We start from the raw sequence: 25,801 nt of genomic DNA, 5'->3' as shown, positions 1-25,801 counted from the left end.
AAACGGCATAAGTTTAAAAGCCCTGCCTCCTTTTATTCAAAGGAGCTAAGAAAAATTGCACTTCATGGTGTAATCTAGGTTTTTAACAAAACATTATGACCTTTCTATTCTTAAAATAAAATAGCCCACTTTCCATAAAAGTGAAAAGTGGGCTATTTATATTGGTTACTTACTTGTTATCTAAAATTCGGCTTACTTTTACTAAATAATTCCGCGACTCTTGCGAAACATGCGAAGTGACTAGCTTTCGATATACTTGTTGCGGTGTCATTGAGTTGATAATGTTGACGGCTTCGTTGCGATCATTTGAAAACGTACGCAACACGCTACCCGCCCCGCCGTTGTAAGAAGTAATCATTGCATATCTTAACGAAATTGGGTTGTTAATGCCTGCTAAGTACTTGGTTTTTAATAATGATAAGTACGCTGTTCCCATATCGACATTATTACGCGGATCTAGTAAGAACTTTCTACTTGGTTCACCGGATTTTCCTCGTAATTTAAAAATATCACGACCTGCAGTATGTTGTTGTACTTGCATTAATCCAAGTGCATCTGTACGGCTAACCGCATAGGGGTTAAATGCGGATTCAACTTCCATAATGGCAAGTATTAAGCGTTCGTCGATAAAATAACGATTCGATGCTTCAGTAACAATTGGTAAGAATTTTTTAGCACGTTGGTTAATGTGGTTAGGAACAAGTTTGATTTCAACATAGGCGATTTTATGTGGGCCAGAGGTACGGAATTTTAGGTTGTTGGCAAGAACATAATCAGCAAAGCTGTTGGCCCGACCGCTCCAGCGAATCGGTTGGTGGTCTTGGTCTAATACCTGATTAAATAAAAATGGATCTTTAGATAAGTTTTGGCTGATCTTATCGTGACGAATAATATCAACCGGCTCTGGCATGAGTAACGTTGAAACGATCGCTTCTTTTAAATTTTCGATCGGCGATTCAGCCATGGTTTCAATGGTTATGACACCAGAAACGAAGTTAATATGGACACGGGTTTTGAGATTATCTTCATATTGAACATAGTCTTTAGGACCCGCTATAAGGACTTCTTTTGGCCCCCAAATTTGTTCGATGTTGTTAGCATATTGGCTGATTAAGATATTGAAGGCATTGGTATCTTTGACATAGTAGTCTTCATCATCTTTATGCGAATTATGGCTAGGGCAGCCTGTTAGTAGGCTGATAGAAGTAATTAATGCAATGAGCTTTTTGCTGTTTTTCATTTTTTATCTCAATTTTGAGGTTTGTACCCATCAATAACAACATCTTCACCTTCGAATAGAAATTTAACCATTTCGGTTTCAATCTTTTTGCGGTGTTCTGGATTCATCATATTAAATTTATTTTCGTTAATTAGCATGGTTTGCTTTTTGAGCCACTCTTGCCATGCCTGTTTTGATATTTCATTAAAAATTCGTTTGCCTAGCTCTCCTGGATAAAGCTGGAAATCTAAACCATCCGCTTCTTTTTTTAAATAATGGCAATAAATAACACGACTCATTTTTATCTCTTTTAAGTACAATGAACGAACAGTTGCTGATTATACCTGAAAATAATTAGAGAGCAGAAGAAAATTATTGGATAAATTTGCAAATTAAAACTGTTTTTCAAATTGAATATTAATTTAAAATAATTGAATAATTATTTACTTTACACTGCAATTAATTCGCTTAAAATAATATGAAATCATTTAATAAAAATAAATAAGGATGAAACAATGCCCGCAAAAATCACTCGTGAACTTTTTGATCAAGTCATTTTACCTGTTTATGCGCCTGCTCAATTTATTCCTGTCAAAGGTCAAGGTAGTCGTGTTTGGGATCAAAATGGTGAAGAATATATTGATTTTGCTGGCGGCATTGCAGTTAATGCTCTTGGTCATTGCAACCCAAGGTTAGTAAAAGCCTTGCATGAGCAAAGCGAAAAATTGTGGCATGTTAGTAATGTATTTACTAATGAACCCGCATTAAATCTAGCTCAAAAACTGATTGACAATACTTTTGCTGACCGTGTTTTTTTTGCTAATTCAGGAGCGGAAGCTAATGAGGCCGCATTTAAGCTAGCGCGATATTATGCAGCACAAAGATATAGCCCTTATAAGAGCAAAATCATTGCTTTTTATCAATCTTTTCATGGTCGTACGTTTTTTACCGTTTCGGTAGGCGGACAGGCAAAATATTCTGATGGTTTTGGACCAAAACCAGCTGATATCATTCATGTTCCATTTAATGATCTGGATGCGGTAAAAGCGGTAATTGATGATCATACTTGTGCTATTGTATTAGAGCCTGTTCAGGGCGAAGGTGGATTAACATCAGCAACACCTGAATTTTTGCAAGGTGTTCGCAAACTATGTGATGAATATAAAACATTACTGGTGTTTGATGAGGTGCAGTGCGGCATGGGAAGAACAGGTAGTTTATATACTTATCAGCAATATGATGTGACGCCTGATATTCTAACCTCGGCTAAGGCATTAGGAGGTGGCTTTCCAATTAGTGCGATGTTAACAACCAATGACATTGCTTCAGTCATGCATCCCGGCGTACATGGTACTACTTATGGTGGAAATCCCCTTGCTTGTGCTGTGGCTTGTGAAGCCTTTGACATCATCAATTCCCCTGAAGTACTTGAAGGCGTACAAAACCGACGCGCGCTGTTCATTGAACAACTTGAAGAAATTAATGATAAATTCAAGCTGTTCCGCCAATATCGAGGAAAAGGATTATTGTTAGGTGCAGAACTACAACCTGAGTACCATAATAAAGCTCGAGATTTTTTAAATGCCGCTACTGAGAGTCAAGTGATGATTTTAAATGCAGGCCCAAATGTACTGCGTTTCACCCCATCTTTGCTAATAACCGAGGACGAAATTAAAGAAGGTATGAGACGATTGACAAAAGCCGTCGAAAAAGTTGTCAATGCTTGAGTTTTTCTATACAGTAACAGCATTTTAATCAATTAAGTGCCGTTAGCGCATTTAAAGGGTACTTTTTTATGACCGATATTCGAGCATTAAACTATGCAAAAACACATTTTATTTTAAGTGCACCCGATATTTCTCATTTACCGAGTGATAGCGGGGTTGAAGTGGCATTTGCCGGTAGATCTAATGCAGGCAAATCCAGCGCACTTAACACATTGACCAATCAAAAAGCATTAGCAAGAACCAGTAAAACACCAGGTAGAACTCAATTAATCAATCTTTTTGAAGTGGAAGAAAATTGCCGTCTCGTTGATTTGCCCGGTTATGGCTATGCACAAGTTCCTGAAGCAATAAAACGTAAATGGCAAAAGTCTTTAGGAGAATACCTTCAAAAACGCGAAAGCTTGAAAGGATTGATTGTATTAATGGATATAAGACATCCTTTAAAAGATTTAGATCAACAAATGATTGAGTGGGCGGTTTCGGTTGATATTCCCGTGATGTTACTATTAACTAAAGCCGATAAATTGGCTTCTGGTGCACAGAAAAAACAGGTCAACATGGTTAAAGAAGCAATTTTACCTTTTCAGGGCGATATTACGGTTACACCTTTTTCATCACCTAAACGCATGGGTTTAGAGCCTTTAAAACAGAAGTTAGATGAATGGTTTAGCCAACAATGAAACCTGTAATAGATAATGCTGCTTTTTCATTTCATGCTTTATCGCCTGAATTAATTTTTGATAGTTTGGCATCAATTGGTATTCGAATTGATTCAGGTCTTACCGCTTTAAATAGTTATGAGAATCGAGTTTATCAATTTCATGATGAGGATCGCACTCGCTATGTTGCGAAATTTTATCGACCTTATCGTTGGAGTAGTGAGCAAATCGTTGAAGAACATCAGTTTACCAAGCAATTAGCTGATGCTGAAATTCCTGTTGTTGCTCCTTTAATATTCAATAATACCACGCTTCATGAGCATCTAGGTTACCGGTTTGCCCTATTTCCAAGTGTTGGCGGACGGCAATATGAAGTAGACAATTTGGAACAGATGGAATCCGTTGCCATGCTACTTGGTCGTATTCATCAAATTGGCACAAGGCAACTTTTTTTGCATCGCCCAACCATCGGATTAGAGGAATATCTTTATCATCCTCAAGAGAAGATATTATCTTGCCATTTTATTCCTAGAAAAGTGCAATCCGATCTGAAAACAGTGTTGGCACAATTAATAACAACTGTTGAACAATATTGGCATAATGATTGGCAACCTATCCGACTGCATGCCGATTGCCATGCCGGCAACATTTTATGGCGTGATGGAGCAATGTTTGTTGATTTTGATGATGCTCGTAATGGACCTGCTATTCAAGATCTGTGGATGCTACTTTATGGCAACCAACAAGAGCAACGCTTACAGTTAGATATGTTAATTGAAATGTATCAAGAGTTTTGTGACTTTGATAAAGAACAACTCAGATTAATTGAACCATTAAGAGCGATGAGAATGGTTCACCATTTAGCATGGATTATCTCCCGTTGGCAGGATCCGGCTTTTCCTATCGCTTTTCCATGGATAACTGATGAAGATTTTTGGCGACAACAGTTATTAGAATTTAACAAGCAAATTGAAACAATCAAAGCGCCATCGATAAAACTAATGTCGATAATGTAAACTTTAACATTTTGATTAATTGATTAATTTTAATAATTCATCAAAATTGGGACGGTTTTTGACTAATGCCTCTTTTTTCTGCTTAGAGAGCTGTTTTATTTTATATTCAAGCTTTAGTGCTATCGATTTGTCACCAATAAAAATCTGATACACAACCGTCAAATCCTGATGGCCTTTTAAACATTTAGCACCTTTGCCACTTTGATGTTGCTGTAAACGTCTAGCAACATCAGTGGTAATACCTGTATATAACAATTGATTTGCTGTTCTAACGATGTATAAAAACCAGTTAGATACTTTATTGGACATAAATAACCGACAAAACAATATGAAGTGGATAATTTAACCATATAATATCATTTTGATCTTCTAACTAATATTTTTGATTTTTAGAACGCTATTATTTAACAATACAACCTTATTAACCATTACAGTTTCATTTACTTTAATGCTGATAATGTTTAAGATAAACCAACTTTTTTTGATGTACTCTGGGATAATAAATTTGAATAACTTTGCAAAAATTATTGAAGTCGAACGCGGAGACATGACGTTCGCTTACATACAAAATGATAAAATAAATTATCTAGACCTTTTTGACCAATTTTTGTCCGAAGAAGGACATCATGAGTTGCTCGATCCAAGCGATAAATTAGAACGATATACTTATTTAATTAATCATAATCAAACAAAATTTATTTTTAAAATCGATGGGGGCGTTGAGCACCGTTTAGAACGTAAACTCATTGCCAAAATAACCGGTGATTTTTATTTTAATTTAATTCGCAAGCTGGCAAAAATATCGCTAGATAAATGTGATATAGCTTATGAACTTTATTTGGTCGCTTTTGACAAAAGAACCAAACGTCACTATATGATATTTAATTTTATTGAGGGTCGCAGCCTAAAATGGGAAGAGATGAGAGAGTATGGTGAGCAAGTCAAAAGCTGTATCGAAAAACTTCACAGTTATAACTTAGTATCTAATGATGTGCATGGTGGTAATTTTATCTTAACGCCAGAAGGAAAAATCAAAGCAATTGATTTAACTAACTCAGGTTTTATATGGTTAACTAAAGCTAATGATGCGATAGAGGCACAAGAACGTTTTGGTATCGAAATTAAAGTTCCTTTTTTTGCCATGGCAATTAAGAAATTTACTCATGGGTTTAAACGCTTATCTCGTAAGATCCGCGGTAAAGAAGATTAGCAATCTTCTTATTAAAGGTGCTTTAGTGAAATTGGCATTTGTCATTTTAAAAAATTAACTCATCAGTTACTAAAAAATAAAATTAATTAGACTTAAAAAGGATGTAGTATGAAAAAGTTAATTGGTTATTTTGCTGTTTTAACTATTCTAACTAGCTGTACATCTCAAAAAATGATGTCAATTTACCATACAGAAGGCGTTGAAATCACTAAAGATTCGTCAGGTGTCGATATATTAAATAAATATAGCACATTACGACCGGTTACCACCCTTCACTCCTCTTTATCATTATGCATTGCACAAGAACTGGATAACAGCCCCGTTGTGCTAAGTAGTGAAAACTACTTGGGTTCACAACGGTGGCCATATTGGAATATGCCTAACCAACAAGCTATTACAGTTAATGGTGGTGATACAATCAAATTAGTTGAAGGTAATCATGTTGTCGCCAATGCTGTCGTGGACTATCAATATCATGCTAAATATTTTATTAGTTATACTTTAACAGCAACTCGTAACCAACACGATATTGGTTATCTATTCAGCAACATTAAACAAGCCCAGCAATATACGGGGTCTGTTGTTAATGATGGATTTGAAAATGTAAAAACGCTTGAAAGATATCACCCTAACTTAGTTATTGAAGCACTCAATAATGAAGTTAGTAAAATTCAGGAATGTTTATTACGCCAATAACCGAACGTAGGGAAGTTTCAGGTAGCACATACATTTTAGTTTATTTTATTTAATAAGGTAAAAAAAATCGTAGATGACTAAAACGTTTATAGCGTTTTAAGACGCCTTAACAAAACTACAATCTGTTTTAATTTATACCATTCCTCTTGCTTAATAACTTTCTTAATCTTCTAATTTATGCATCTATAGCTCTATACTGATTATGCGTTATAAAAAAATAAGCAGTATAAAAGGTATATTATGAGCATGATGCTTGATTACCTAGACAAGTTAGGCAAACTTGAAAGCTATCTGACCTATCTATCAATAAGTCGAGTTGTTAAGCGTTATATTTATCATAAGTGGAAAAGCTATTTATCCATTGTGATTTCATCTAATGATAAACTAAAGCTCGGAAGAAAAACATCCAAAAAGTAGTTCATTTCAGGGCTATTACGTTCAGACAAAGTCTTTTTTAAACGTTGTTCGGCCAATTTAAATTCATTATTACCTGCACTCAATTCTTCAATAGTTTTAAGATAAGCACATAATGCATCAGCCTGTTTTACGATACTTTTTTCTGCTTCATCATAAAAATCATCATCGATTAATGCTCTAAAGTCATCTTGTAACTCTTTAGGGAGCATATTAATAAGTTTATGTTGTGCTATTTTTTCAATCTTTTTATATTCAACCGTGATTTGCGGATTATAATACTTTGTAGGTGTTGGTAAGTCACCAGTTATGACCTCTGAAACATCATGATACATGGCTAATAATGCGATTCGCTCAGGATTCACATTACCATTAAATTTTTTGTTTTTAATTATGGCTAAAGCATGTGCAACAAAAGCGACTTGTAAGCTATGCTCCGATACATTTTCCGTCCTTACATTACGCATTAAAGGCCAACGGTTAATTAGTTTTAATCGTGATAAATGAGCAAAAAAATGACTATTATTCATACTATTATCTCTTTAAATATAAAATAAAAACGCTCCCATTAAAAATAGGAGCGTTTATAATATATAACAATATTGCTTATGATTTTACGCTAAAATAAGCTGTTGAGTACCCAACGCAAGTGGTACAGTTTGCTCTTCTGTAAAGGTCACATATTCCCATGCATCTTGTTTAGCAAGCAATGCTTGCAATAATTGATTATTCAATGCATGACCTGATTTATAACAAACTACTTCACCAATCATATTATGACCGCTCATATATAAATCGCCGATAGTATCGAGCATTTTGTGACGTACAAACTCATCTTCAAAACGTAAACCGTCTTCATTAAGTACTTTATAATCATCAACCACAATTGCACAATCTAAACTACCACCTAGACATAAACCTTTAGACTGTAAAGCTTCAATATCACGCATAAAACCAAAAGTTCTTGCACGACTGATCTGACGAATAAACGATTCAGATGAAAAATCCAATTGATAACGTTGAGAACTACTATCGATAGCTGGATGATGAAAATCAATAGTGAAATCTAATCTAAAACCACTATAAGGTCTTACCTCAGCCCATTTATCACCATTTTCAACCCGAACTACTTCTTTTACTCGCAAAAACTTTTTAAGCGCATTTTGTTCAGCAATACCTGCATCAAGCAACAAATAAACAAAAGGACTTGCGCTACCGTCCATAATTGGTATTTCAGGGGCATTAACTTCAATAATAAGATTATCAATACCTAGTCCTGCTAAAGCAGAATTGATATGCTCAACAGTTGAAATACGGACATTGTCTTCGTTTACTAAACAAGTACAAAGCATTGTGTCGCGCACTGATTTTGCATCCACAGGAAAATCCACATATGGATTTAAATCAGTACGGCGATAAATAATACCTGTGTTTTCAGGCGCAGGACGTAATGTCAAAGTAACTTTCTTGCCGGTATGTAAACCAACACCAGTTGCTTGAATTGTCTTTTTTAATGTTCTTTGTTTCAATTTGCACCTACTTTTTTACTTGTATTTCTTATTCACTTTGACAATAAAAAATCAAATAAGTTCAACTTTAATTCGCTTGCTTACGGATGAAAGCAGGAATATCTAAAATTTTATGATCTTCAATGGAAGAAACTGTTGGCTCATTAACAACTTTAGCCAATTTTTCTTCTTGTTGGCCCAACGTATTATTTTGAGCAAATAATTCATTGCGTGGTACAGGTTTAGGTATTTTAACTTCAGAACGCTTATCCATACCAATACCAGTTGCAACCACTGTTACTCGAATTTCATCAGACATATCTGGGTCAAAAGTTGTACCAACAACCACTGTCGCATTGTCAGAAGCAAATGCTCTAACTGTACTACCTACTGTTTCAAATTCTTCTAAGCCAAGATCTAACCCTGCGGTTACATTGACTAATACGCCTCGAGCACCAGATAAATCAATATCTTCAAGTAAAGGGCTAGAAATCGCCATTTCAGCAGCTTCTTCCGCTCGATTATCACCACTAGCTCGACCAGACCCCATCATAGCATATCCCATTTCAGACATCACTGTTCTTACGTCAGCAAAGTCCACGTTAATATGACCAGGTTTAGTAATAAGTTCGGCAATACCTTGTACCGCACCTTTTAGAACACCATTAGCAGCGGCGAAAGCGTCAAGTAATTTAACACCTCGACCTAATACTTTTAATAATTTGTCATTTGGAATAGTAATCAAAGAATCAACATGTTTTGCTAATTCAGAAATGCCTTGTTCAGCAAAAGCCATACGCTTTTTACCTTCAAAGCCAAAAGGCTTAGTGACAACAGCAACGGTTAGAATACCTAACTCTTTTGCTATTTCCGCTACGACTGGGGCTGCACCTGTCCCTGTTCCTCCGCCCATTCCTGCTGCGATAAAGACCATATCCGCACCTTCAATAGCACTACGAATAACCTCACGATCTTCTTCAGCAGAATTTCTACCAACTTCTGGATTAGCACCTGCACCAAGCCCTTTAGTGACATTAGTGCCGATTTGGATAGTTTGACCTACCTTAATTCGTTTTAATGCCTGCGCATCTGTATTTGCCGCAAAAAACTCAACACCTTCAATATGTTCAGCAATCATATGCTCGACAGCATTACCACCGCCACCACCGACACCAATAACTTTAATGACTGCTGCTGGTTCATCATCTGCAACCATAGGCTCAAACATAACTTATCTCCAAATTTACGATCTTGGAACATTGTACAGATAATCGTCTACAATGTCCACGAAGTTCTTGAAATATACTAGCTAAAATTCTTTTTTAAACCAACCGGTCAATCGTTTAGCTATCCCTTTTAATGATGATTTATTACTGTCTTTTGCATCATCACTTAATAAACTTTGTTTTCCATAATGCAATAGCCCTATAGTTGTTGAACAATAAGGTTTTTGTACATAATCGGTTAAGCCTGATATATTTAATGGTTGCCCGATACGAACTTGATTTTGAAAAACTTTTTCGGCACACTCTACCATTCCTTTTATTTGAGCTGCACCGCCTGTTAAAACAATACCTGCTGCTAATTGATATTTAACATTTTGTTTTTTTAGTTCTTCTTGCAATGCAAGTAACTCTTTTTGTACCAATGAAAGCAGTTCTGAATAACGAGGTTCAATGACATCGGCGAGTGTTTGTCGTTGTAATGATCGAGACGGTCTTCCACCAACACTTGGTACATCAATGACTTCATCTTTGCCAATTAGTGAACCTACAGCACACCCATAACGAATTTTAATATTTTCTGCATCCATCGGCGGTGCACCAAACGCATAGGCAATATCACTAGTAACAACATTACCGGCATACGGAATGACAACAGAATGGCGTAAGGCACCACCGGTATAAACCGTTACATCCATTGTACCGCCACCTATATCAATTACGCAGACACCAAGTTCTTTTTCATCATCTGTTAAAACTGCATAGCTAGAAGCCAATCCAGAAAAGATCAGTTGATCCACTTTCAATCCGCAACGTTCAACAGCCTTAACTATATTTCTAGCCATATCATTATGGCAGGTAACTAAATGCACTTTGGCCTTCATTCTTACTCCAGATAGGCCAATAGGATTTTTAATACCTTCTTGTAAATCGATAGAATATTCTTGCGCAATGACATGCAAAATACGATGTTCGTCTAAAATTCTGACTGATTTTGCGGTATGAACAACATTGTCTACATCTTCTGCAGTAACTTCTTCATCCGCTATTGGCACCATGCCTATTTCATTTTGACAGCGGATATGTTTACCAGAAAGGCTTAAATATACTGAAGATATTTGGCAATCAGCCATAAGTTCAGCTTGATCAACTGCTCGTTGGATTGATTTAACGACAGACTCAAGATCGTTCACACCACCTTTATCAACCCCTTTTGATGGACAATGTCCTACACCAATAATATTAACTATACCATCAGGAAGAACTTCACCAACAAGGGCAAGCACTTTGGATGTACCAACTTCCAGCCCAACAACCAATTTTTTTTCTGTTGCTTTCATACTCCAGCCTTAATTTATTCCTTACTGCACCATTTTTTCTCTTTGTACTGAAATACCATTTTCGTAACGTAAATCAGCTACCATTATTCTTTCATTTTCTGGAACTCTTGATTGAATTTCTGGAAATAATTTAATAAATTGTTGATATCGCTGTTCAATATTTTCATTACCTAACAACAACTTTATTTCCTGATTTTCAAGACAAAAACCAGATACACACTGTTTTACCATTAATTGCCATGCATTACGCTCATCTGTTATAGCCGCTTTAATATGTAATGCCAACTGATTATTCGCTAATTTTTTAGAAAGATTCTCTAATTTATAATAAGTTTCTAACGCCGATTTAGCTTTACCCTCAGGGCCATATAGTCTTGGCAATTGTAACTCGGTAATACGGTCAAGTGGCACGCTAAAAACATTACCATTTTCATCAAGTAAAAATAGGTCATTCCAATAAAAAACTGGTTTATATTCTTCGACATAGACAATTAACCTATCTGGCCACTGTTTACGTACACTCGTTTGCTTAACCCACGGAAATCGCATTACTTCTTGTTGAATATCATTAACATCTTGTCCAATGTAGGTATTAGGCAATCCTAACCCTAAAATAGCTTCCCTAAGATCGCCCTCTGTTGTATAAGTGTGCTCGCCACTTAACGTTAATTGCGACAATACCATTTGTTCGGGATCATCCATCCAATTTTTAAAGCTTTTAACAACCCAAATACTAATAAGGATAATCATAATTAAGAACAAAAAGCCTACTAATTGCTCTGTATTACGAAAGATAAGCAGCCGCCTTCTATTTTTATCTTCTCGTCTATGCGCCGCCTGTCTCACTTGTTTCATAACAATAAGGCCAATTATAACGTTGCCAAATTTAAAATTCTGACAACAAGCTCATTAAATGACCAGCCATGTTGTTTAGCAGCCATTGGTACCAAGCTATGATCTGTCATACCAGGAGCAGTATTGACTTCCAGTAAGAATGGTTTTTGATTAGCATTAAACATGATATCAACTCTTCCCCATCCTCGACATCCTACAGCTTTATAAGCATCTAAGGCTAATTTACGAATTTCTTGTTCTTTATCATCTGGTAAACCACTTGGACAAAAATACTGAGTCGTATCAGATAAATATTTAGCATCATAATCATAAAATTTGCTTGTAGGTTTAATATGAATTGATGGTAAAACTTCTTCACCTACAATAGCCACTGTAAATTCAGGACCGGCTAAAAATGATTCAACCATCACAACACTGTCATATTTAAAAGCTGCATTAATGGCAACTTCCAATTCAGATGCTTCATTAACTCTAGCCATCCCTACGCTTGAACCTTCATGACTTGGTTTAACAAACAATGGTAAACCAAGCTGCTTAACAATAGCATTTGTATCAATTGATTGCGATTTTTCTACCATAACATAATCAGCAACAGGTAAATTAAGCGATTTCCAAACTAGTTTAGTTTTTAATTTATCCATTGTTAATGCTGATGACAAAACATCACTACCTGTATAAGGGATATTTTGATAAGTCAAAATTGCTTGCACAATACCGTCTTCCCCACCACGTCCGTGCAGAATAACAAAAGCTTTTGTATATCCTTCTTCTTTTAAATTGGTAATCGAATGATATTTAGTATCAATAAGATGCGCATCAATACCATTTGCCAATAATCCTGCATGTACAGCTTTTCCTGACTTAAGTGATACTTCTCGCTCGGCAGAAGTACCGCCATACAATACAGCCACTTTATCAACCATTTTTATAAAACCTCTTTTGAAGATAATTGAGTTTTGGCTAATTGGCGCGCTATACGACCAACACTACCAGCTCCTTGTGTAATTAATAAATCACCGCCTTGTAATACTTCTTGCATAATTTCAGGCAATAAATCTAAATCAGAAATATAAATTGGATCAACTTTACCTCGATTACGAATTGAACGACACAAAGATCGGCTATCTGCACCTGCAATCGGCTGTTCTCCCGCTGAATAGACATCCAACATAACAAGTGCATCAACTTGAGAAAGCACTTGTGCGAAATCATCAAATAAATCACGAGTACGTGTATATCTATGAGGTTGAAATAACATGACAAGTCTTCGCTCAGGCCAACCATTTCTTGCAGCCTGAATTGTTGCATTAACTTCACTAGGATGATGACCATAATCATCAACCATCATAATATCTCCACCATCGGCATGAGGAAAAACACCCAATAAATCAAAACGTCGACTTGTGCCAGCAAATTTAGCTAATGCATTTATAATTGACTGATCATCAATACCCTCTTCAGTTGCAGCAATAATTGCAGCTGCCGAATTTAAAGCATTATGTTTACCTGGTGCATTTAACTCAATATTTAAATCTTGGCGATCTGGGCGGCAAACTGTATAATAACTAACCCCTCGTTCTTGACGATAATTTTTAATAACTACATCAGCTTCTTCACTAAACCCATAAGTAATGACTTTACGTCCAACAATCGGCAATAATTCACGATTGATGGAATCGTCATAACACATAATTGCTAAACCATAAAATGGAAGATTGCGTAAAAATGAAATAAATGTCTGTTTGAGGTTATCAACACTACCTTGATAAGTATCCATATGGTCTGGTTCGATATTTGTTATAATAGAGACCATTGGCTGCAAATGAAGAAATGATGCATCACTTTCATCGGCTTCAGCAATAAAATAACGACTACTGCCTAATTGCGCATGAGTTCCAGCTGCTTTAACTAAGCCTCCATTGACAAAAGTTGGATCAAGTTTTGCCTCTGCATAAATAGCTGTAACCATCGCGGTAGTAGTTGTTTTACCATGTGTACCAGCAATAGCGATTCCATAGCGAAAACGCATTAATTCAGCCAACATTTCCGCGCGTTGGATCACTGGTATGCGCGCTTCACGTGCAGCAATTACTTCAATATTATCCTGTGAAATAGCAGAAGATATAACAACCACACTTGAATTAATCACATTTTCAGCCGCATGACCAATAACAATTTTCGCACCTAACATTTCTAAATGTTGAGTCACAGCATTTTCAGCAATATCTGAACCACTAATTTCATAGCCTTCATTGGCTAGAACTTCTGCAATACCGCCCATACCTGCGCCACCAATACCCACAAAGTGGATATGTTTGACTCTTTTCATTTCAGGAATAATGGCTCTTAATTTAGCTAATTCCTTTGTATTCACTATCGAACTCCTAATCATTCTTTGTTATGTAGTGTACCCTGTCATATCACCGTTGAACATTCGTATCCTAGTTATTTTTTTAGTCCAAACAAATCATTGACTCAAATACTCACATAAACTGAATTTTTTTACAAAATTATTACACAATAATACCAAAAACTAGTTATTTTATCACTGAGTTAAGGGATTCCGCTACTTTCTCAGTGGAATTTACAATAGATAAACTTTTAGCTTTAATTGCCATTTCTAGTAACTTGTCGCGATTCAAATTTAATAATAACTTTGATAATGATTCAACATTAAAATTTGGTTGTTCTATTATATCCGCAGCACCTATATCCGCTAATGATTTTGCATTCCAAAATTGCTGACGATCTTTATGCATAAACGGAACAAAAATAGCACCAATACCAACAACTTCGATTTCACTAACAGTCAATGCTCCGCTACGACAAATCACAATATCTGCCCAATTGTATGCATCTGTAACATCAGATATAAACTCTGTCACTTTATTATTAGCCATATCACAATTTTGATAAGACTGAATTACCGAATTCAACATTCCTTTACCTGTTTGATGCCATACTACATATTCATCTGATAATTTAGATATCACTTGGGGGACAATATCATTAATAATCTTAGCACCTTGACTCCCCCCCATGACTAACACTCTAATTGGTCCATTACGATCTTTAAATCTTTCTTCAGGTTTTACAACAGTTAAAAGGTCACTACGCACAGGATTACCTACGACTTCAGCGTTAGGAAAAGCACTAGGAAATGCTTGCAAAACTTTAGTCGCAATTTTAGCTAGCCACTTGTTAGTTAAACCAGCTATACCATTTTGTTCATGTAATACAATCGGTATGCCTAGTGTTTTTGCCGCGATCCCTCCAGGACCAGAAACATATCCCCCCATACCTAAAACTACATCTGGACGATAGGCTTTCAAAATTTTTCTTGCCTGTAAAACTGCTTTTAGAATTTTATAAGGTGCTTTTAATAATGCCATCACACCTTTTCCTCTTAGCCCTGATATTTCGATAAAGTCAATCTCAATACCATTTTCAGGAACGAGATGTGCTTCCATTCGATCAGCTGTACCTAACCATCTTACTTGCCAACCTTGATTCATCAAATAATGCGCAACAGCAATACCAGGAAAGACATGTCCGCCTGTTCCTCCTGCCATAACTAATAATTTTTTCATTATTTAACTAACCTTATTCTTGCTTGCGCTTGTTGTTGCCTAAATTCAAAATCTATTCTGAGTAGTATTGCAACCGCAATACTCATCACAATAAGGCTTGAACCACCATAACTAATAAATGGTAATGTTAATCCTTTAGTTGGTAACATACCAGATGTAACACCAACATTAACAAATGTTTGAAAACCAAACCATATTCCAATTTCACAGGCTAAATAACCCGAAAATAATACCCCCTCATTCAGTGCTCGATAACCAATTGCGAGAGCTTTAAATGTCAAGAAGAAAAGTAATGACAATAAAACAACTACGCCTATATATCCATACTCTTCTGAAATAATTGAAAAAATAAAATCGGTATGACATTCAGGTAAATAACCTAATTTCAGAATAGAATTTCCCATACCTTGTCCTGTAATTCCTCCACTACCAATTGCCATTAATGAGGCAACTAATTGATAACCTGAACCAGTTGCATCTTGCCAAGGGTCAAGAAAGGTTAACAGTCGAGTTAAACGGTAAGCCTCGTATAAAATCAAACAAATCACTGCACCAACACCTGTTAGCAAAATAGCAATAAATTGCCACAATTGGGCACCAGCAATAAATAGGATACCAATAGTTACCATAAATAAAACGATAACAGTACCTAAATCAGGTTGCTTAAGTAATAAAATAGAGAGTACGGCCATAACAACCATTGGTTTAAAAAAACCCCAAAACCCACTTTGTACTTCTTCAGATTTACGCGATAAATAACCAGCTAAAAATAAAAATAGTGCTAATTTTGAAAGCTCTGCAGGCTGAAAATTAAATACCCCTAACGGTATCCAACGCGATGCACCATTAATTGAAGAACCTATACCCAATACAACAATTAACATAATAATAGAAATGATTAGTAACACTGAACCGAACTGTTGCCAACGTTGCATCGGAATATACAACGTAATAGACATTAAAAATAACGATATTCCTAACTGAATAAGCTCTCGTTGTGTATAAAAGAATGGATTACTATCATTAAATGACATCGAAGACGATGTTACCATTATTAAGCCAAAAATCATTAAACCAAGCACAGTCCAAAGTAACTGATTGTCAAATGGGATATGTGGATTAACTTGTTTTTTTAACCAAAATAATGTCATATTCCACTCCCTTGAGTATATTGTTCAGCAAGATGTGCGAACTGTTTTCCTCGTTCAACGTAATTTTTAAACTGATCTAAACTTGCACAAGCGGGAGAAAGTAGAACCACATCATTTGATACCACTTTTTTAGCAATAATTTGCATTGATTCAGCCATTGTCTCTGTAACTGTTGTTATATTTGGAGCTAATTTACTAAGTAAATAACGATCTCGACCAAAACAAAAAACCTCTATATTCCTATTTTTTAAGTAAGGAATTAATAACGAAAAGTCAGCAGATTTTCCATCTCCACCTAATAATAAATATAATTTTCCTTTGCAAACCACACTGTTTAGAGCGGCTTCAGTGCTACCAACATTGGTTGCTTTGGAATCATTAATCCACTTTACACCATTTTTTTCCAACACTAATTCAAACCGATGTGGTAAACCATGAAATGAAGCAATTGTTGCAATGCTTGATTGCCGTGAAATATTTAATTTATCAGCTATCGCTAAAGCTGCTAATGCATTAAGATAGTTATGACATCCAGTTAATTTCATCATTTTTGTTGCTAGCAAAGGTTGATCTTGTACAATCAGATGCTCATAGTGGTTATCTAAATGATAATTACCTTTATCAACACCAAATGAAACTATATCGCTTTGTTTATCTGTTGGAATGGTTAATTGGTCGTCATTGTTAATAACACAGTATGTTGCATTATGATAAATCCGGTGCTTAGCCTCAACATATTGCATTAAACCAAGAGGATAACGATCCATATGGTCTTCTGAAATATTTAAAATTGTTGCAACTGTCGCTTTTAAGCTGTAAGTTGTTTCTAGCTGAAAGCTCGATAGTTCTAGAACATATACAACGTAATCTTGGTTTAATAAAGATAATGCAGGCTGTCCTATATTACCACCAACACCAACACTAATACCTGCTGACTTAATGATTTTACCAATTAATGTAGTAACAGTAGTTTTACCATTTGCGCCAGTAATAGCAACAATTTTTTTATTAGATTTGGCATTAACTTCACGACAAAAAAGTTCAATATCACCTATAATTTCTACGCCTTTTTCTTTAGCTTTTTGTAATTCAGGGGTTGATAATGGAATGCCTGGGCTAACGATAATTAAATCGGCATTTAGCAACCAATCAATTTTTAAATCTCCCAAGTGATAATTAATTCGGTTATCTAATTGTTCTAATCCTTGCGGCTTTAAACGAGTATCAATTACTTTTGGGATAATATTTTGAGCAAGAAAATAATTCACACAAGAAAGACCAGTGATACCTAATCCGACAATAACAATATTTTTACCTTGATAGCTAACCATGATTCAATCCTGAGCTGTTTTTAAATTAACGTAATTTCAAAGTTAATAAACCGATTAATACCAACATTAATGAAATAATCCAAAAACGTACAATAACACGAGGTTCTGGCCAACCTTTTAATTCATAATGGTGATGAATCGGTGCCATTTTAAATATCCGTTTACCTCTTAATTTATATGAACCAACTTGCAAAATTACGGATAATGTTTCTACAACAAATATGCCACCCATTATCAATAATAGGAATTCTTGTCGTAATAAAACAGCTATAATGCCAAATACCCCCCCCAATGCAAGCGATCCGACATCCCCCATAAAAACCATAGCAGGATAAGTATTAAACCATAGAAAACCTAACCCAGCACCAATAATTGTGGTACAGACAATCATCAATTCACCACCAAATTTAATATAAGGAATATGTAAGTAAGCAGCAAAATTAACATTGCCCGTTGCCCAAGATACTAGAGCAAAACCAGCAGCAACAAAGACTGTCGGCATAATAGCTAATCCATCCAGCCCATCAGTTAAATTAACAGCATTGCCAGCCCCCACAATGACAATATAGGTAAAAAGAATAAATAATAATCCTAACTGTGGCATAACATCTTTAAAAAAAGGCACAACTAGTACAGTTACTGAGCTATCTTTTCCATAAACATAAAGACCAAAAGCAACAATTAATGCAATGACCGATTGCCAAAAATACTTCCACCTTGCAATAAGACCCGCTGTATTTTTACGAATAACTTTTAAATAATCATCAGCAAAACCAATAATTCCATAGCCAATTAATACAAATAATGCCAACCAAACATAAGGGTTACGAAGATCTGCCCATAAAAATACCGAGATCGAAATTGATGCAAGAATTAATGTACCTCCCATTGTTGGTGTACCTTTTTTACTTAAATGAGATTCAGGTCCATCATGGCGAACAACTTGGCCAATTTGTAATTTTTGTAACCAATCAATGACTTTTTGCCCCATTATTAATGAAATTAACAATGAGGTTAACAAAGCTAAAATTGCTCTTACAGTTAAATAAGAAATAACATTAAAAAAACTAAAATGTTTAACTAAATATTCTGATATCCACACCAACATAATTTTAATCCTGACTCATTTTGAGTTGTTCAATTTGAATTTTTTCGATAAGCTCTTCCATTTTCGCACTACGTGAACCTTTAACTAACATTGTTAAAGTAGAATGTTGACGTAAGAGCATTAACAGAAAATTCACTGCATCTTGTTTATTATTAAAATGATAACCTACACCGCTATACTGGCTAATATATTGACTTAATTTACCAACACTCACAACACAATCAAGTTTTTCTTGATAAGCAAGTTCACCTATTTGTCTATGATATTTTCCAGCCTCATTACCAAGTTCCCCCATATCGCCAACAACTAAAACTCTATATCCTGGCTGTTTTGCCAACACCTTAACTGCTGCTGACATTGATCCAACATTGGCGTTATAAGAATCATCCCAAATTAATTGGGTTTGATTTAATTTTATTGGAAATAATCGACCTTTTACAGGTGTTAAAGTTGTTAAACCCTCTCTAACTTGATTCAAATTTGCACCAACTGAGATTGCTAGAGCGGATGCGGCGATCGCATTCGATACATTATGCAATCCAACTAACGGTAAGAGAATTGAGCACTCACCTTCTGGTGTATGCAATGTAAAGGCCGTACTTTCAGTATGTTGAATATTACTAGCATAAAAATCTGCTGATGAATTTGATAACGAAAAAGTCCAAATCTTCTTGTTTGTCAGCTTAGTAAACCATTTATCAGAACAACTATCTAAATTAATGATAGCGATGCCATTTTTAGGTAGTCCTACAAAAATTTCACCTTTAGCAGTTGCCACACCTTCAAGTGAACCAAACCCTTCAATATGGGCCTCGGCAATATTATTAATTAAAGCACTTTGCGGTTTAACTATATTGGTTGTATAGGCAATTTCGCCAATATGATTAGCACCTAGTTCTACCACTGCAAATTGGTCTTGCTCGGTTAAGCGAAATAATGTTAATGGAACACCAATATCGTTATTAAAATTACCTTGCGTGTAAAGTGTTTGCCCGCAATGTTGTAAAATTGCCGCCGTCATCTCTTTAACGGAAGTCTTTCCTGATGAGCCAGTTAAAGCAACAATTTTAGCTTGGCTCTGTTCTCGAATAAAAGTGGCAATTTGTCCGAGTGATTGCCGAGTATCATCGACGACTATTTGTGGTATTGAAGTATCATCTATTTTATGATTAACAATAGCCAAAATAGCACCATCTTTTATTGCCTGTGAAACAAATTTATGCCCATCGAAATTATCACCAGCTAATGCAATAAACAATGACTGTGGGGTAATTTTTCTGGAATCGGTACAAATAGAATCAATAACCTTATTTTCATCTTGAATATAATAAGATTGACCATTCACAACTTCTTTTATTTTTTTAATTTTTAATGGAATCATGACCAATTCTCTGCTCCTAAAAGCTGTTTCACTATTTCTTGATCAGAATAGTGGTATTTGGTTTTACCAATTATTTGATAGTCCTCATGACCCTTACCTGCAATTAAAATCACATCATTAATTTTGGCTTGCGATAATGTTTGTGTAATAGCCTGAATTCTATCGGGGATTATTTGTATGTTGTCAGTGCTATGTAAACCTTGTTGAATATCGTGAATAATCTTTATTTCATCTTCGGTTCGGGGGTTATCATTAGTTAGCACAATTTTGTCAGCAAATTGTTCCGCAATTTCTGCCATTAATGGTCTTTTCCCTGTATCTCTATCACCACCACAACCGAAAATAACCCATAACGTTCCTTGACAGTGGATTCGGCTCGCTTGTAATGCCTTTTGTAATGCATCTGGCGTATGCGCATAATCAATAATGACTGTAGGGCTATTTTTTTCATGTAACACTTCCATCCGACCACAAATCGGCTTAAGAAAGCAAGCCATATTCACTACAGCAAAAAATGGATAATTAAGTGTTAGTAATGTGGCAATAGATAGTAATAAGTTAGAAACATTAAATTCACCTAATAACCGACTATTGATAATGGCATTTCCCCAACTTGACTCCATATGAATTTTAGCGCCTTTATCATTATATTCGATCATAGATACACCAACATAAGGTCTATTTAAAGCTTTTAACCGACATAATGATTTCGGTTGGCATGATACAGCTGTCACATATGAAAGCTTTTCAATCCATCGTTTACCATATTTATCATCATAATTAATAATCGATTTCCCTGAATTTTCAACTAACCTTTCTTTTTCATCAGGACTAAATAATGACCATTTTGCTTTTGCATATTTACTCATGGTTTTATGATAATCAAGATGATCACGACTCAAGTTGGTAAAGACTGTTGCAGCACAATTTAAACCTTTAACTCGATTCATTACAAGTCCATGAGAAGAAACCTCCATCGCTACAACTTTTACTTGTTCTTTTACAAAATCAGATAATAAAGATTGTACATCTATTGCCGATGCGGTTGTATTTACAGCTGGTTCAAGTTGATTATAAATACCATTACCAATAGTTCCTAAAATTGCTGTTTTATCGTTGAGTAATGTTGTGCATTGAGCAATGAGTTGTGTAACAGTTGTTTTTCCATTTGTTCCGGTTACACCAATAACTGATAATTTTTTAGAAGGGGAATGATAAAAATCATTAGCAATCACGGACAAACGCCGTGAAAGTTGAAAAACACTAATTTGTGGGATTACAAATTTATTATCATGCTCAAGATAATCTATTTTTAAATCACTTAATTTGCTATTTGTTTCGACTAGCACAGCAACTGCACCGGCTGAAATAGCTTGAGGGATGAATACACGACCATCAACAGAATGTCCCTTTATAGCAACAAAAACATCATTTTTTTTCACGTTACGACTATCAATACGCAAATGATTAAGTGGAAAATCGTCCAGTTCTAAATTTTGGTTCCCACCTAATAATTCAAATAATGTTTTAAACGTGCTTGTAGCCATCATTTTTTACCTATTAATAAATAATCATTTGTCCATCAACTTGGCGATCAGGCTGAACATTCATCGTTCTTAACACGCCACCCATAATGCGACTAAATACAGGAGCTGAAACTGAACCACCATAATATTGACCAGCTTTAGGATTATCAATAACAACAACCAATGAATATTTTGGCCCTGTAGCTGGTGCGATACCTGCGGTATAAGCAAGATATTGATTAACATAGCGTCCGCCAGATAATTTCTTGGCTGTACCTGTTTTTACCCCTACACTATAGCTAGGAACAGATGCCTTAGTCCCACCACCAGTCACTGCAACCGCTTCCATTAATTGAACTACTGTTTTAGCTATTTTTTCTTCTACAACTCTCTCACCTTTAACAGGTTCGGTCACTTTTAAAATAGAAACAGGACGATAAACTCCATAACTACCAATAGTTGCATAGGCCCTTGCTAATTGTAGAGGAGTCACGCTTAACCCATATCCAAAAGCAAAAGTTGCCCGCTCAATATCTGCCCACTTTCGGGTTCTATCAGCTGCAATTGAACCACTAACTTCACCGCCCAAACCAAGCCCTGTGGGTTGACCTAATCCAAAACGACTATAATATTCAACAAGCTCATTAGACTGCATTTGTAAGGCTAATTTACTCACGCCTACATTACTTGATTTTTCTAAAATACCAGCCAAATTCAATGATTTTTGATACGATACATCTTTAATTTCATAACGATTTACTAAAAATGGTCTGGTATCAACAATAGTATTCAAATCCGCAATTTTTTTCTCTAAGGCAGCCATCACAACTAAAGGTTTAACTGTAGAACCGGGTTCAAATGCATCGGTAACAGCTCTATTTCTCAATAAACTATAATCAATTGATGAACGATTATTTGGATTATAAGATGGACTGGTTGCCATCGCTAAAATCTCACCGGTATGCACATCTATTAAAACCGCAGTACCGCTATCAGCCTTATTAAACTCAACCGCCTGACTTAGTTCACTATAAACTAAAGATTGTAAACGTTCATCAATACTTAAAGTGAGATCTGATGCTGTTTCACTTTCCGTTCGCTCTAATTCCTCAATAACACGACCTACTCGGTCACGCCTAACTATTCTTTGCCCCGATTCTCCAATTAACCACTTATTGAAACTTTTTTCGATACCTTCAGATCCCTTTTCAGTACCATTTTCATCAATATCTGTTAAACCAATTAATTGAGCTATATTTTCTGCCGCTGGGTAATAACGTTTAGATGTTTTTGCAAATGATATTCCCGGTAATTTCAGTTTTTTTAAATAGTCAGATATTGTTGGTGTTACTTGTTTAGACAAATAAACAAATCGCATTGATGGATTGCCTAGTTTTTGTTCTAATGTTGACATAGGGATATTTAACGTTTTAGCTAGCCCTTGCCACCTGATATCATTTGCTTTAACACCACCTTTTTGTACCACAATTTTAGGATCCGCCCAAACATCAAACATCGGTACACTTACTGCTAATGCTCGACCATTACGATCGGTGATCATGGCTCTTGGCGCATCCATTTCTTGGTGACGAATAGAACGCTTATTGCCTTCAGCAATAAGTTTATCAGGCTCAATAATTTGCAATAGTGCCATTCGAATAATAAGACAAATAATCGCAAAAATAATAAAACCATATACAATATAAAAACGATTCAGTGTAAAAAACTGTTTTTTACTATTCAGTTTATTGGCTTTATTTACCTTTACAATCTTTTTAACTTTATCTTTTTGATGTTTAGTGACAGGTTTCATTATTTACTCTTTATCACAATAACTGTTTCATTTTGTGGTGTCACATAAGACATACCTAATTGGTTCTTAGCTTTTTCTTCAACACGCTTTGGATCAGCAAGTACATTTTCCTCAATAACCAAATTTCTCCATTCACTTTCTAAAACATCTTGTTCTAACAAAAGTTGCTCGCGTTCAAATAGCTGTTTACGAACCTGCTGCGTTGTTATTAATACAGCACCAGCAGAAATAATAATCATTACAAGTAATATCAATGAAATTTTTTGATGACCAAATAAATCACTAATAATTAAACCAAATAAACTCCTACTCGGTCTTTTTTGAGGATCTTTATCAATGTAGGTTTTATCTAAAGAAGTCTCATTGTATTGGTTACTATTCATTTTTCCTTTCTGCTACCCTTAATATTGCGCTTCGAGAACGCGGGTTATTATTAATTTCAATAGTATTTGGCTTAATTTTGCCAAGAGATCTGAATTTAACACTACCATATTGTTTAATTTGTTGTTCTGTTAGTGGTAATCGATCGGGTAAATTCGGACCTTTACTCTGTTTACTAATAAATTGCTTTACAATTCTATCTTCTAGAGAATGAAAGCTAATAACAGCAAGCCTTCCATGATTGGCAAGAACAGATAAACTACTATTTAATACTTGCTCAACTTCTTCCAATTCGCTATTAATATAAATACGAATAGCCTGAAAACTACGTGTAGCTGGATGCTTATTTTTATCTTTTCTTGGTGTTGCTTTTTCAATTAAATTAGCCAACTCCAAAGTATGCGTGATCGGTGACACTTTATTTTGCTCCACGATCGCTCGAGCAATACGTTTAGCAAATTTCTCTTCACCAAATGTCTTTAACACCCACGCGATATCGTCTTCATCACTGCTGAGTAACCATTCACTTGCTGTTAAACCTTTATGGGTATTCATACGCATATCAAGTGGTCCATCACGCATAAAAGAAAATCCCCTTTTGGGGTCATCAAGTTGTGGAGAAGAAACACCAAGATCTAACAAGATGCCATCAATCTTACCCATTAGTCCAAGTTTATCAATATATTGGTACATATTTGAAAACTCACTACGAATAAAAGTAAATCGAGGATCAGTTATCTGTAAAGCAACTTGCTCAGCTCGCTCATCACGATCAATCGCAATCAATCGACCTTGTGCACCAAGTTGTTCCAGTATTAAACTAGAATGCCCACCTCGCCCAAAAGTGCCATCAACATAAATACCATCTTTTTTTATATTTAATGCGTTTACAGCTTCGTTTAATAAAACCGTTGTATGTTGATAATCCATCAATTTTTTACTCTTATTAAATAGTTAAACTTTTCAAATTATCTGATAAGTTTTCAATATCGGTTGGTAATGCAGCAATATCATCGTTAATTTGTTGATACCAAATCGCCTCATCCCAAATTTCAAATTTATTAGATTGACCAACAAACATTGTATTTTTTTCTAATTTTGCATAAGTACGTAACGTAGATGGCAATAAAATTCGACCTGAATTGTCCATCAAACATTCAGTTGCATACCCCAATAACAATCGCTTAATTCTACGTTCAGCTTCTACAATCGTTGATAATGTTGCAAGCTGTTGTTCAATACATTTCCATTCAGATAGAGAATAAAGCGTCAAACAAGAATGGTATAAACCAATTGTGCACACAATACCTTCAGATAAAGGTTCACGGTAACGAGTAGGAATTGCTAACCGTCCTTTATTATCTAAATTAACCGAAATTGCACCACTAAACATAAAAGTACCATTATTTATATTTTTTTATTTTTTAATTAAAAAAAATCAAAATGTTAATTAAAAAGTCATTTTTACCACTTACCCCCACTTTTTACCACAAAATTTCACAAAATAATAGATTGTTAACCAATTATTTATAACATATTGATTTATTTGTTAAAATAAATAAAACTAACCTGGATTCAAATATGAAGTGCAATTTTAAACACGGTGGAGTGAAGAAAGTAGAAAGGTGATTTATACTAGCACCTTCGCACCAC

The 25,801-nt window shown here is 35.3% G+C and carries 25 protein-coding genes; 5 read left to right on the top strand and 20 right to left on the bottom strand.

Annotated features, from left to right (window positions below; translation table 11 throughout):
* Nucleotides 1–169: 169 nt before the first annotated feature.
* Both mltC and GQ598_RS09715 read right to left on the bottom strand, forming a co-directional pair.
* The gene (mltC, locus tag GQ598_RS09720) at nt 170–1,240 is read right to left on the bottom strand and encodes a membrane-bound lytic murein transglycosylase MltC (RefSeq protein WP_160403951.1); all 1,071 of its coding nucleotides are present in this window, start codon (nt 1,238–1,240) and stop codon (nt 170–172) included.
* A gap of 8 nt (nt 1,241–1,248) precedes the next feature.
* On the bottom strand, nt 1,249–1,518 hold the full coding sequence (locus tag GQ598_RS09715; protein WP_160403950.1) for an oxidative damage protection protein: 270 nt from the start codon (nt 1,516–1,518) through the stop codon (nt 1,249–1,251).
* Nucleotides 1,519–1,734: 216 nt separating this feature from the next.
* Here GQ598_RS09715 and GQ598_RS09710 point away from each other — a divergent pair, with 216 nt between their 5' ends.
* The 3 genes from GQ598_RS09710 to GQ598_RS09700 all read left to right on the top strand — a co-directional run bounded on the left by GQ598_RS09710 (nt 1,735) and on the right by GQ598_RS09700 (nt 4,621).
* Nucleotides 1,735–2,946 (top strand): aspartate aminotransferase family protein, encoded by a 1,212-nt coding sequence (locus GQ598_RS09710; protein ID WP_160403949.1) that lies wholly within the window; start codon nt 1,735–1,737, stop codon nt 2,944–2,946.
* 77 nt (nt 2,947–3,023) lie between these two features.
* Complete coding sequence (yihA, locus tag GQ598_RS09705) at nt 3,024–3,626, top strand: ribosome biogenesis GTP-binding protein YihA/YsxC (RefSeq protein ID WP_370516544.1); 603 nt, start codon at nt 3,024–3,026, stop codon at nt 3,624–3,626.
* Nucleotides 3,627–3,634: 8 nt separating this feature from the next.
* Nucleotides 3,635–4,621 (top strand): serine/threonine protein kinase, encoded by a 987-nt coding sequence (locus GQ598_RS09700; protein ID WP_160403952.1) that lies wholly within the window; start codon nt 3,635–3,637, stop codon nt 4,619–4,621.
* Between the two features lie 15 nt (nt 4,622–4,636).
* On the opposite strand, the gene GQ598_RS09695 is transcribed toward GQ598_RS09700, so the two are convergent.
* Nucleotides 4,637–4,930 (bottom strand): GIY-YIG nuclease family protein, encoded by a 294-nt coding sequence (locus GQ598_RS09695; protein ID WP_091346472.1) that lies wholly within the window; start codon nt 4,928–4,930, stop codon nt 4,637–4,639.
* A gap of 196 nt (nt 4,931–5,126) precedes the next feature.
* Between GQ598_RS09695 and GQ598_RS09690 the strand changes: the two genes are divergently transcribed.
* Together GQ598_RS09690 and GQ598_RS09685 are read left to right on the top strand one after the other, a co-directional pair.
* A complete protein-coding gene (locus tag GQ598_RS09690; protein WP_160403947.1) occupies nt 5,127–5,831 on the top strand; it encodes a lipopolysaccharide core heptose(II) kinase RfaY in 705 nt (234 codons plus the stop codon).
* A 108-nt stretch (nt 5,832–5,939) separates the two neighbouring features.
* A complete protein-coding gene (locus GQ598_RS09685) occupies nt 5,940–6,527 on the top strand; it encodes a hypothetical protein (protein WP_160403946.1) in 588 nt (195 codons plus the stop codon).
* Nucleotides 6,528–6,877: 350 nt separating this feature from the next.
* Here the strand turns inward: GQ598_RS09685 and yfbR are convergent, their stop codons facing one another.
* The 17 genes from yfbR to mraZ form a co-directional block, all read right to left on the bottom strand.
* Entirely contained in the window at nt 6,878–7,471 is a 594-nt protein-coding gene (gene yfbR / locus GQ598_RS09680; protein ID WP_160403945.1) for a 5'-deoxynucleotidase, read from the bottom strand.
* 84 nt (nt 7,472–7,555) lie between these two features.
* Nucleotides 7,556–8,470, bottom strand: coding sequence for a UDP-3-O-acyl-N-acetylglucosamine deacetylase (gene lpxC, locus GQ598_RS09675; RefSeq protein WP_091346480.1), 915 nt, complete (start codon nt 8,468–8,470; stop codon nt 7,556–7,558).
* Nucleotides 8,471–8,537: 67 nt separating this feature from the next.
* Complete coding sequence (gene ftsZ / locus GQ598_RS09670; protein WP_160403944.1) at nt 8,538–9,677, bottom strand: cell division protein FtsZ; 1,140 nt, start codon at nt 9,675–9,677, stop codon at nt 8,538–8,540.
* Between the two features lie 81 nt (nt 9,678–9,758).
* Entirely contained in the window at nt 9,759–11,012 is a 1,254-nt protein-coding gene (ftsA, locus tag GQ598_RS09665) for a cell division protein FtsA (RefSeq protein WP_091346484.1), read from the bottom strand.
* 21 nt (nt 11,013–11,033) lie between these two features.
* Nucleotides 11,034–11,867: a cell division protein FtsQ/DivIB gene (locus tag GQ598_RS09660; RefSeq protein ID WP_160403943.1), complete on the bottom strand. Its 834-nt coding sequence runs from the start codon at nt 11,865–11,867 to the stop codon at nt 11,034–11,036.
* 14 nt (nt 11,868–11,881) lie between these two features.
* Complete coding sequence (locus tag GQ598_RS09655; protein ID WP_160403942.1) at nt 11,882–12,790, bottom strand: D-alanine--D-alanine ligase; 909 nt, start codon at nt 12,788–12,790, stop codon at nt 11,882–11,884.
* A 2-nt stretch (nt 12,791–12,792) separates the two neighbouring features.
* On the bottom strand, nt 12,793–14,241 hold the full coding sequence (gene murC / locus GQ598_RS09650) for a UDP-N-acetylmuramate--L-alanine ligase (RefSeq protein ID WP_160403941.1): 1,449 nt from the start codon (nt 14,239–14,241) through the stop codon (nt 12,793–12,795).
* A 163-nt stretch (nt 14,242–14,404) separates the two neighbouring features.
* Nucleotides 14,405–15,457, bottom strand: a complete 1,053-nt coding sequence (gene murG / locus GQ598_RS09645; RefSeq protein ID WP_160403940.1) for an undecaprenyldiphospho-muramoylpentapeptide beta-N-acetylglucosaminyltransferase — start codon at nt 15,455–15,457, stop codon at nt 14,405–14,407.
* Nucleotides 15,457–16,608, bottom strand: a complete 1,152-nt coding sequence (ftsW, locus tag GQ598_RS09640) for a cell division protein FtsW (RefSeq protein WP_160403939.1) — start codon at nt 16,606–16,608, stop codon at nt 15,457–15,459. The genes murG and ftsW overlap by 1 nt, the downstream gene beginning before the upstream one ends.
* Nucleotides 16,605–17,939: a UDP-N-acetylmuramoyl-L-alanine--D-glutamate ligase gene (gene murD / locus GQ598_RS09635; protein WP_160403938.1), complete on the bottom strand. Its 1,335-nt coding sequence runs from the start codon at nt 17,937–17,939 to the stop codon at nt 16,605–16,607. Before murD ends, ftsW begins: the two co-directional genes overlap by 4 nt.
* A 25-nt stretch (nt 17,940–17,964) precedes the next feature.
* Nucleotides 17,965–19,047: a phospho-N-acetylmuramoyl-pentapeptide-transferase gene (gene mraY, locus GQ598_RS09630; RefSeq protein WP_160403937.1), complete on the bottom strand. Its 1,083-nt coding sequence runs from the start codon at nt 19,045–19,047 to the stop codon at nt 17,965–17,967.
* 4 nt (nt 19,048–19,051) lie between these two features.
* Nucleotides 19,052–20,428, bottom strand: coding sequence for a UDP-N-acetylmuramoyl-tripeptide--D-alanyl-D-alanine ligase (murF, locus tag GQ598_RS09625; RefSeq protein ID WP_160403936.1), 1,377 nt, complete (start codon nt 20,426–20,428; stop codon nt 19,052–19,054).
* Complete coding sequence (gene murE, locus GQ598_RS09620) at nt 20,425–21,975, bottom strand: UDP-N-acetylmuramoyl-L-alanyl-D-glutamate--2,6-diaminopimelate ligase (protein WP_160403935.1); 1,551 nt, start codon at nt 21,973–21,975, stop codon at nt 20,425–20,427. Before murE ends, murF begins: the two co-directional genes overlap by 4 nt.
* A gap of 13 nt (nt 21,976–21,988) precedes the next feature.
* Nucleotides 21,989–23,767 (bottom strand): peptidoglycan glycosyltransferase FtsI, encoded by a 1,779-nt coding sequence (ftsI, locus tag GQ598_RS09615; RefSeq protein ID WP_160403934.1) that lies wholly within the window; start codon nt 23,765–23,767, stop codon nt 21,989–21,991.
* Nucleotides 23,767–24,150 (bottom strand): cell division protein FtsL, encoded by a 384-nt coding sequence (gene ftsL, locus GQ598_RS09610; RefSeq protein WP_160403933.1) that lies wholly within the window; start codon nt 24,148–24,150, stop codon nt 23,767–23,769. Before ftsL ends, ftsI begins: the two co-directional genes overlap by 1 nt.
* The gene (rsmH, locus tag GQ598_RS09605; protein ID WP_160403932.1) at nt 24,143–25,078 is read right to left on the bottom strand and encodes a 16S rRNA (cytosine(1402)-N(4))-methyltransferase RsmH; all 936 of its coding nucleotides are present in this window, start codon (nt 25,076–25,078) and stop codon (nt 24,143–24,145) included. The genes ftsL and rsmH overlap by 8 nt, the downstream gene beginning before the upstream one ends.
* Before the next feature lie 16 nt (nt 25,079–25,094).
* Nucleotides 25,095–25,541 carry a division/cell wall cluster transcriptional repressor MraZ gene (gene mraZ, locus GQ598_RS09600; RefSeq protein WP_160403931.1) on the bottom strand — a complete coding sequence of 149 codons (447 nt, stop codon included), beginning with the start codon at nt 25,539–25,541 and terminating at the stop codon, nt 25,095–25,097.
* Nucleotides 25,542–25,801: the final 260 nt, after the last annotated feature.

The sequence above is a fragment of the Gilliamella sp. Pas-s95 genome, from assembly GCF_009795795.1.
GTDB classification, from domain to species: Bacteria; Pseudomonadota; Gammaproteobacteria; order Enterobacterales; family Orbaceae; genus Gilliamella; species Gilliamella bombicola.
This window is presented reverse-complemented; position numbering and strand designations above follow the sequence as displayed.

Coding starts and splice junctions, on each gene's coding strand:
- GQ598_RS09655 (WP_160403942.1), bottom strand. CDS start 12,790: ATGGTTGATAAAGTGGCTGTATTGTATGGCGGTACTTCTGCCGAGCGA.
- GQ598_RS09685 (WP_160403946.1), top strand. CDS start 5,940: ATGAAAAAGTTAATTGGTTATTTTGCTGTTTTAACTATTCTAACTAGC.
- ftsI (WP_160403934.1), bottom strand. CDS start 23,767: ATGAAACCTGTCACTAAACATCAAAAAGATAAAGTTAAAAAGATTGTA.
- GQ598_RS09715 (WP_160403950.1), bottom strand. CDS start 1,518: ATGAGTCGTGTTATTTATTGCCATTATTTAAAAAAAGAAGCGGATGGT.
- murD (WP_160403938.1), bottom strand. CDS start 17,939: ATGGTTAGCTATCAAGGTAAAAATATTGTTATTGTCGGATTAGGTATC.
- mltC (WP_160403951.1), bottom strand. CDS start 1,240: ATGAAAAACAGCAAAAAGCTCATTGCATTAATTACTTCTATCAGCCTA.
- yfbR (WP_160403945.1), bottom strand. CDS start 7,471: ATGAATAATAGTCATTTTTTTGCTCATTTATCACGATTAAAACTAATT.
- ftsZ (WP_160403944.1), bottom strand. CDS start 9,677: ATGTTTGAGCCTATGGTTGCAGATGATGAACCAGCAGCAGTCATTAAA.
- murF (WP_160403936.1), bottom strand. CDS start 20,428: ATGATTCCATTAAAAATTAAAAAAATAAAAGAAGTTGTGAATGGTCAA.
- mraY (WP_160403937.1), bottom strand. CDS start 19,047: ATGTTGGTGTGGATATCAGAATATTTAGTTAAACATTTTAGTTTTTTT.
- mraZ (WP_160403931.1), bottom strand. CDS start 25,541: ATGTTTAGTGGTGCAATTTCGGTTAATTTAGATAATAAAGGACGGTTA.
- murE (WP_160403935.1), bottom strand. CDS start 21,975: ATGGCTACAAGCACGTTTAAAACATTATTTGAATTATTAGGTGGGAAC.
- GQ598_RS09695 (WP_091346472.1), bottom strand. CDS start 4,930: ATGTCCAATAAAGTATCTAACTGGTTTTTATACATCGTTAGAACAGCA.
- GQ598_RS09710 (WP_160403949.1), top strand. CDS start 1,735: ATGCCCGCAAAAATCACTCGTGAACTTTTTGATCAAGTCATTTTACCT.
- rsmH (WP_160403932.1), bottom strand. CDS start 25,078: ATGGATTATCAACATACAACGGTTTTATTAAACGAAGCTGTAAACGCA.
- ftsA (WP_091346484.1), bottom strand. CDS start 11,012: ATGAAAGCAACAGAAAAAAAATTGGTTGTTGGGCTGGAAGTTGGTACA.
- murG (WP_160403940.1), bottom strand. CDS start 15,457: ATGAAAAAATTATTAGTTATGGCAGGAGGAACAGGCGGACATGTCTTT.
- ftsL (WP_160403933.1), bottom strand. CDS start 24,150: ATGAATAGTAACCAATACAATGAGACTTCTTTAGATAAAACCTACATT.
- GQ598_RS09660 (WP_160403943.1), bottom strand. CDS start 11,867: ATGAAACAAGTGAGACAGGCGGCGCATAGACGAGAAGATAAAAATAGA.
- ftsW (WP_160403939.1), bottom strand. CDS start 16,608: ATGACATTATTTTGGTTAAAAAAACAAGTTAATCCACATATCCCATTT.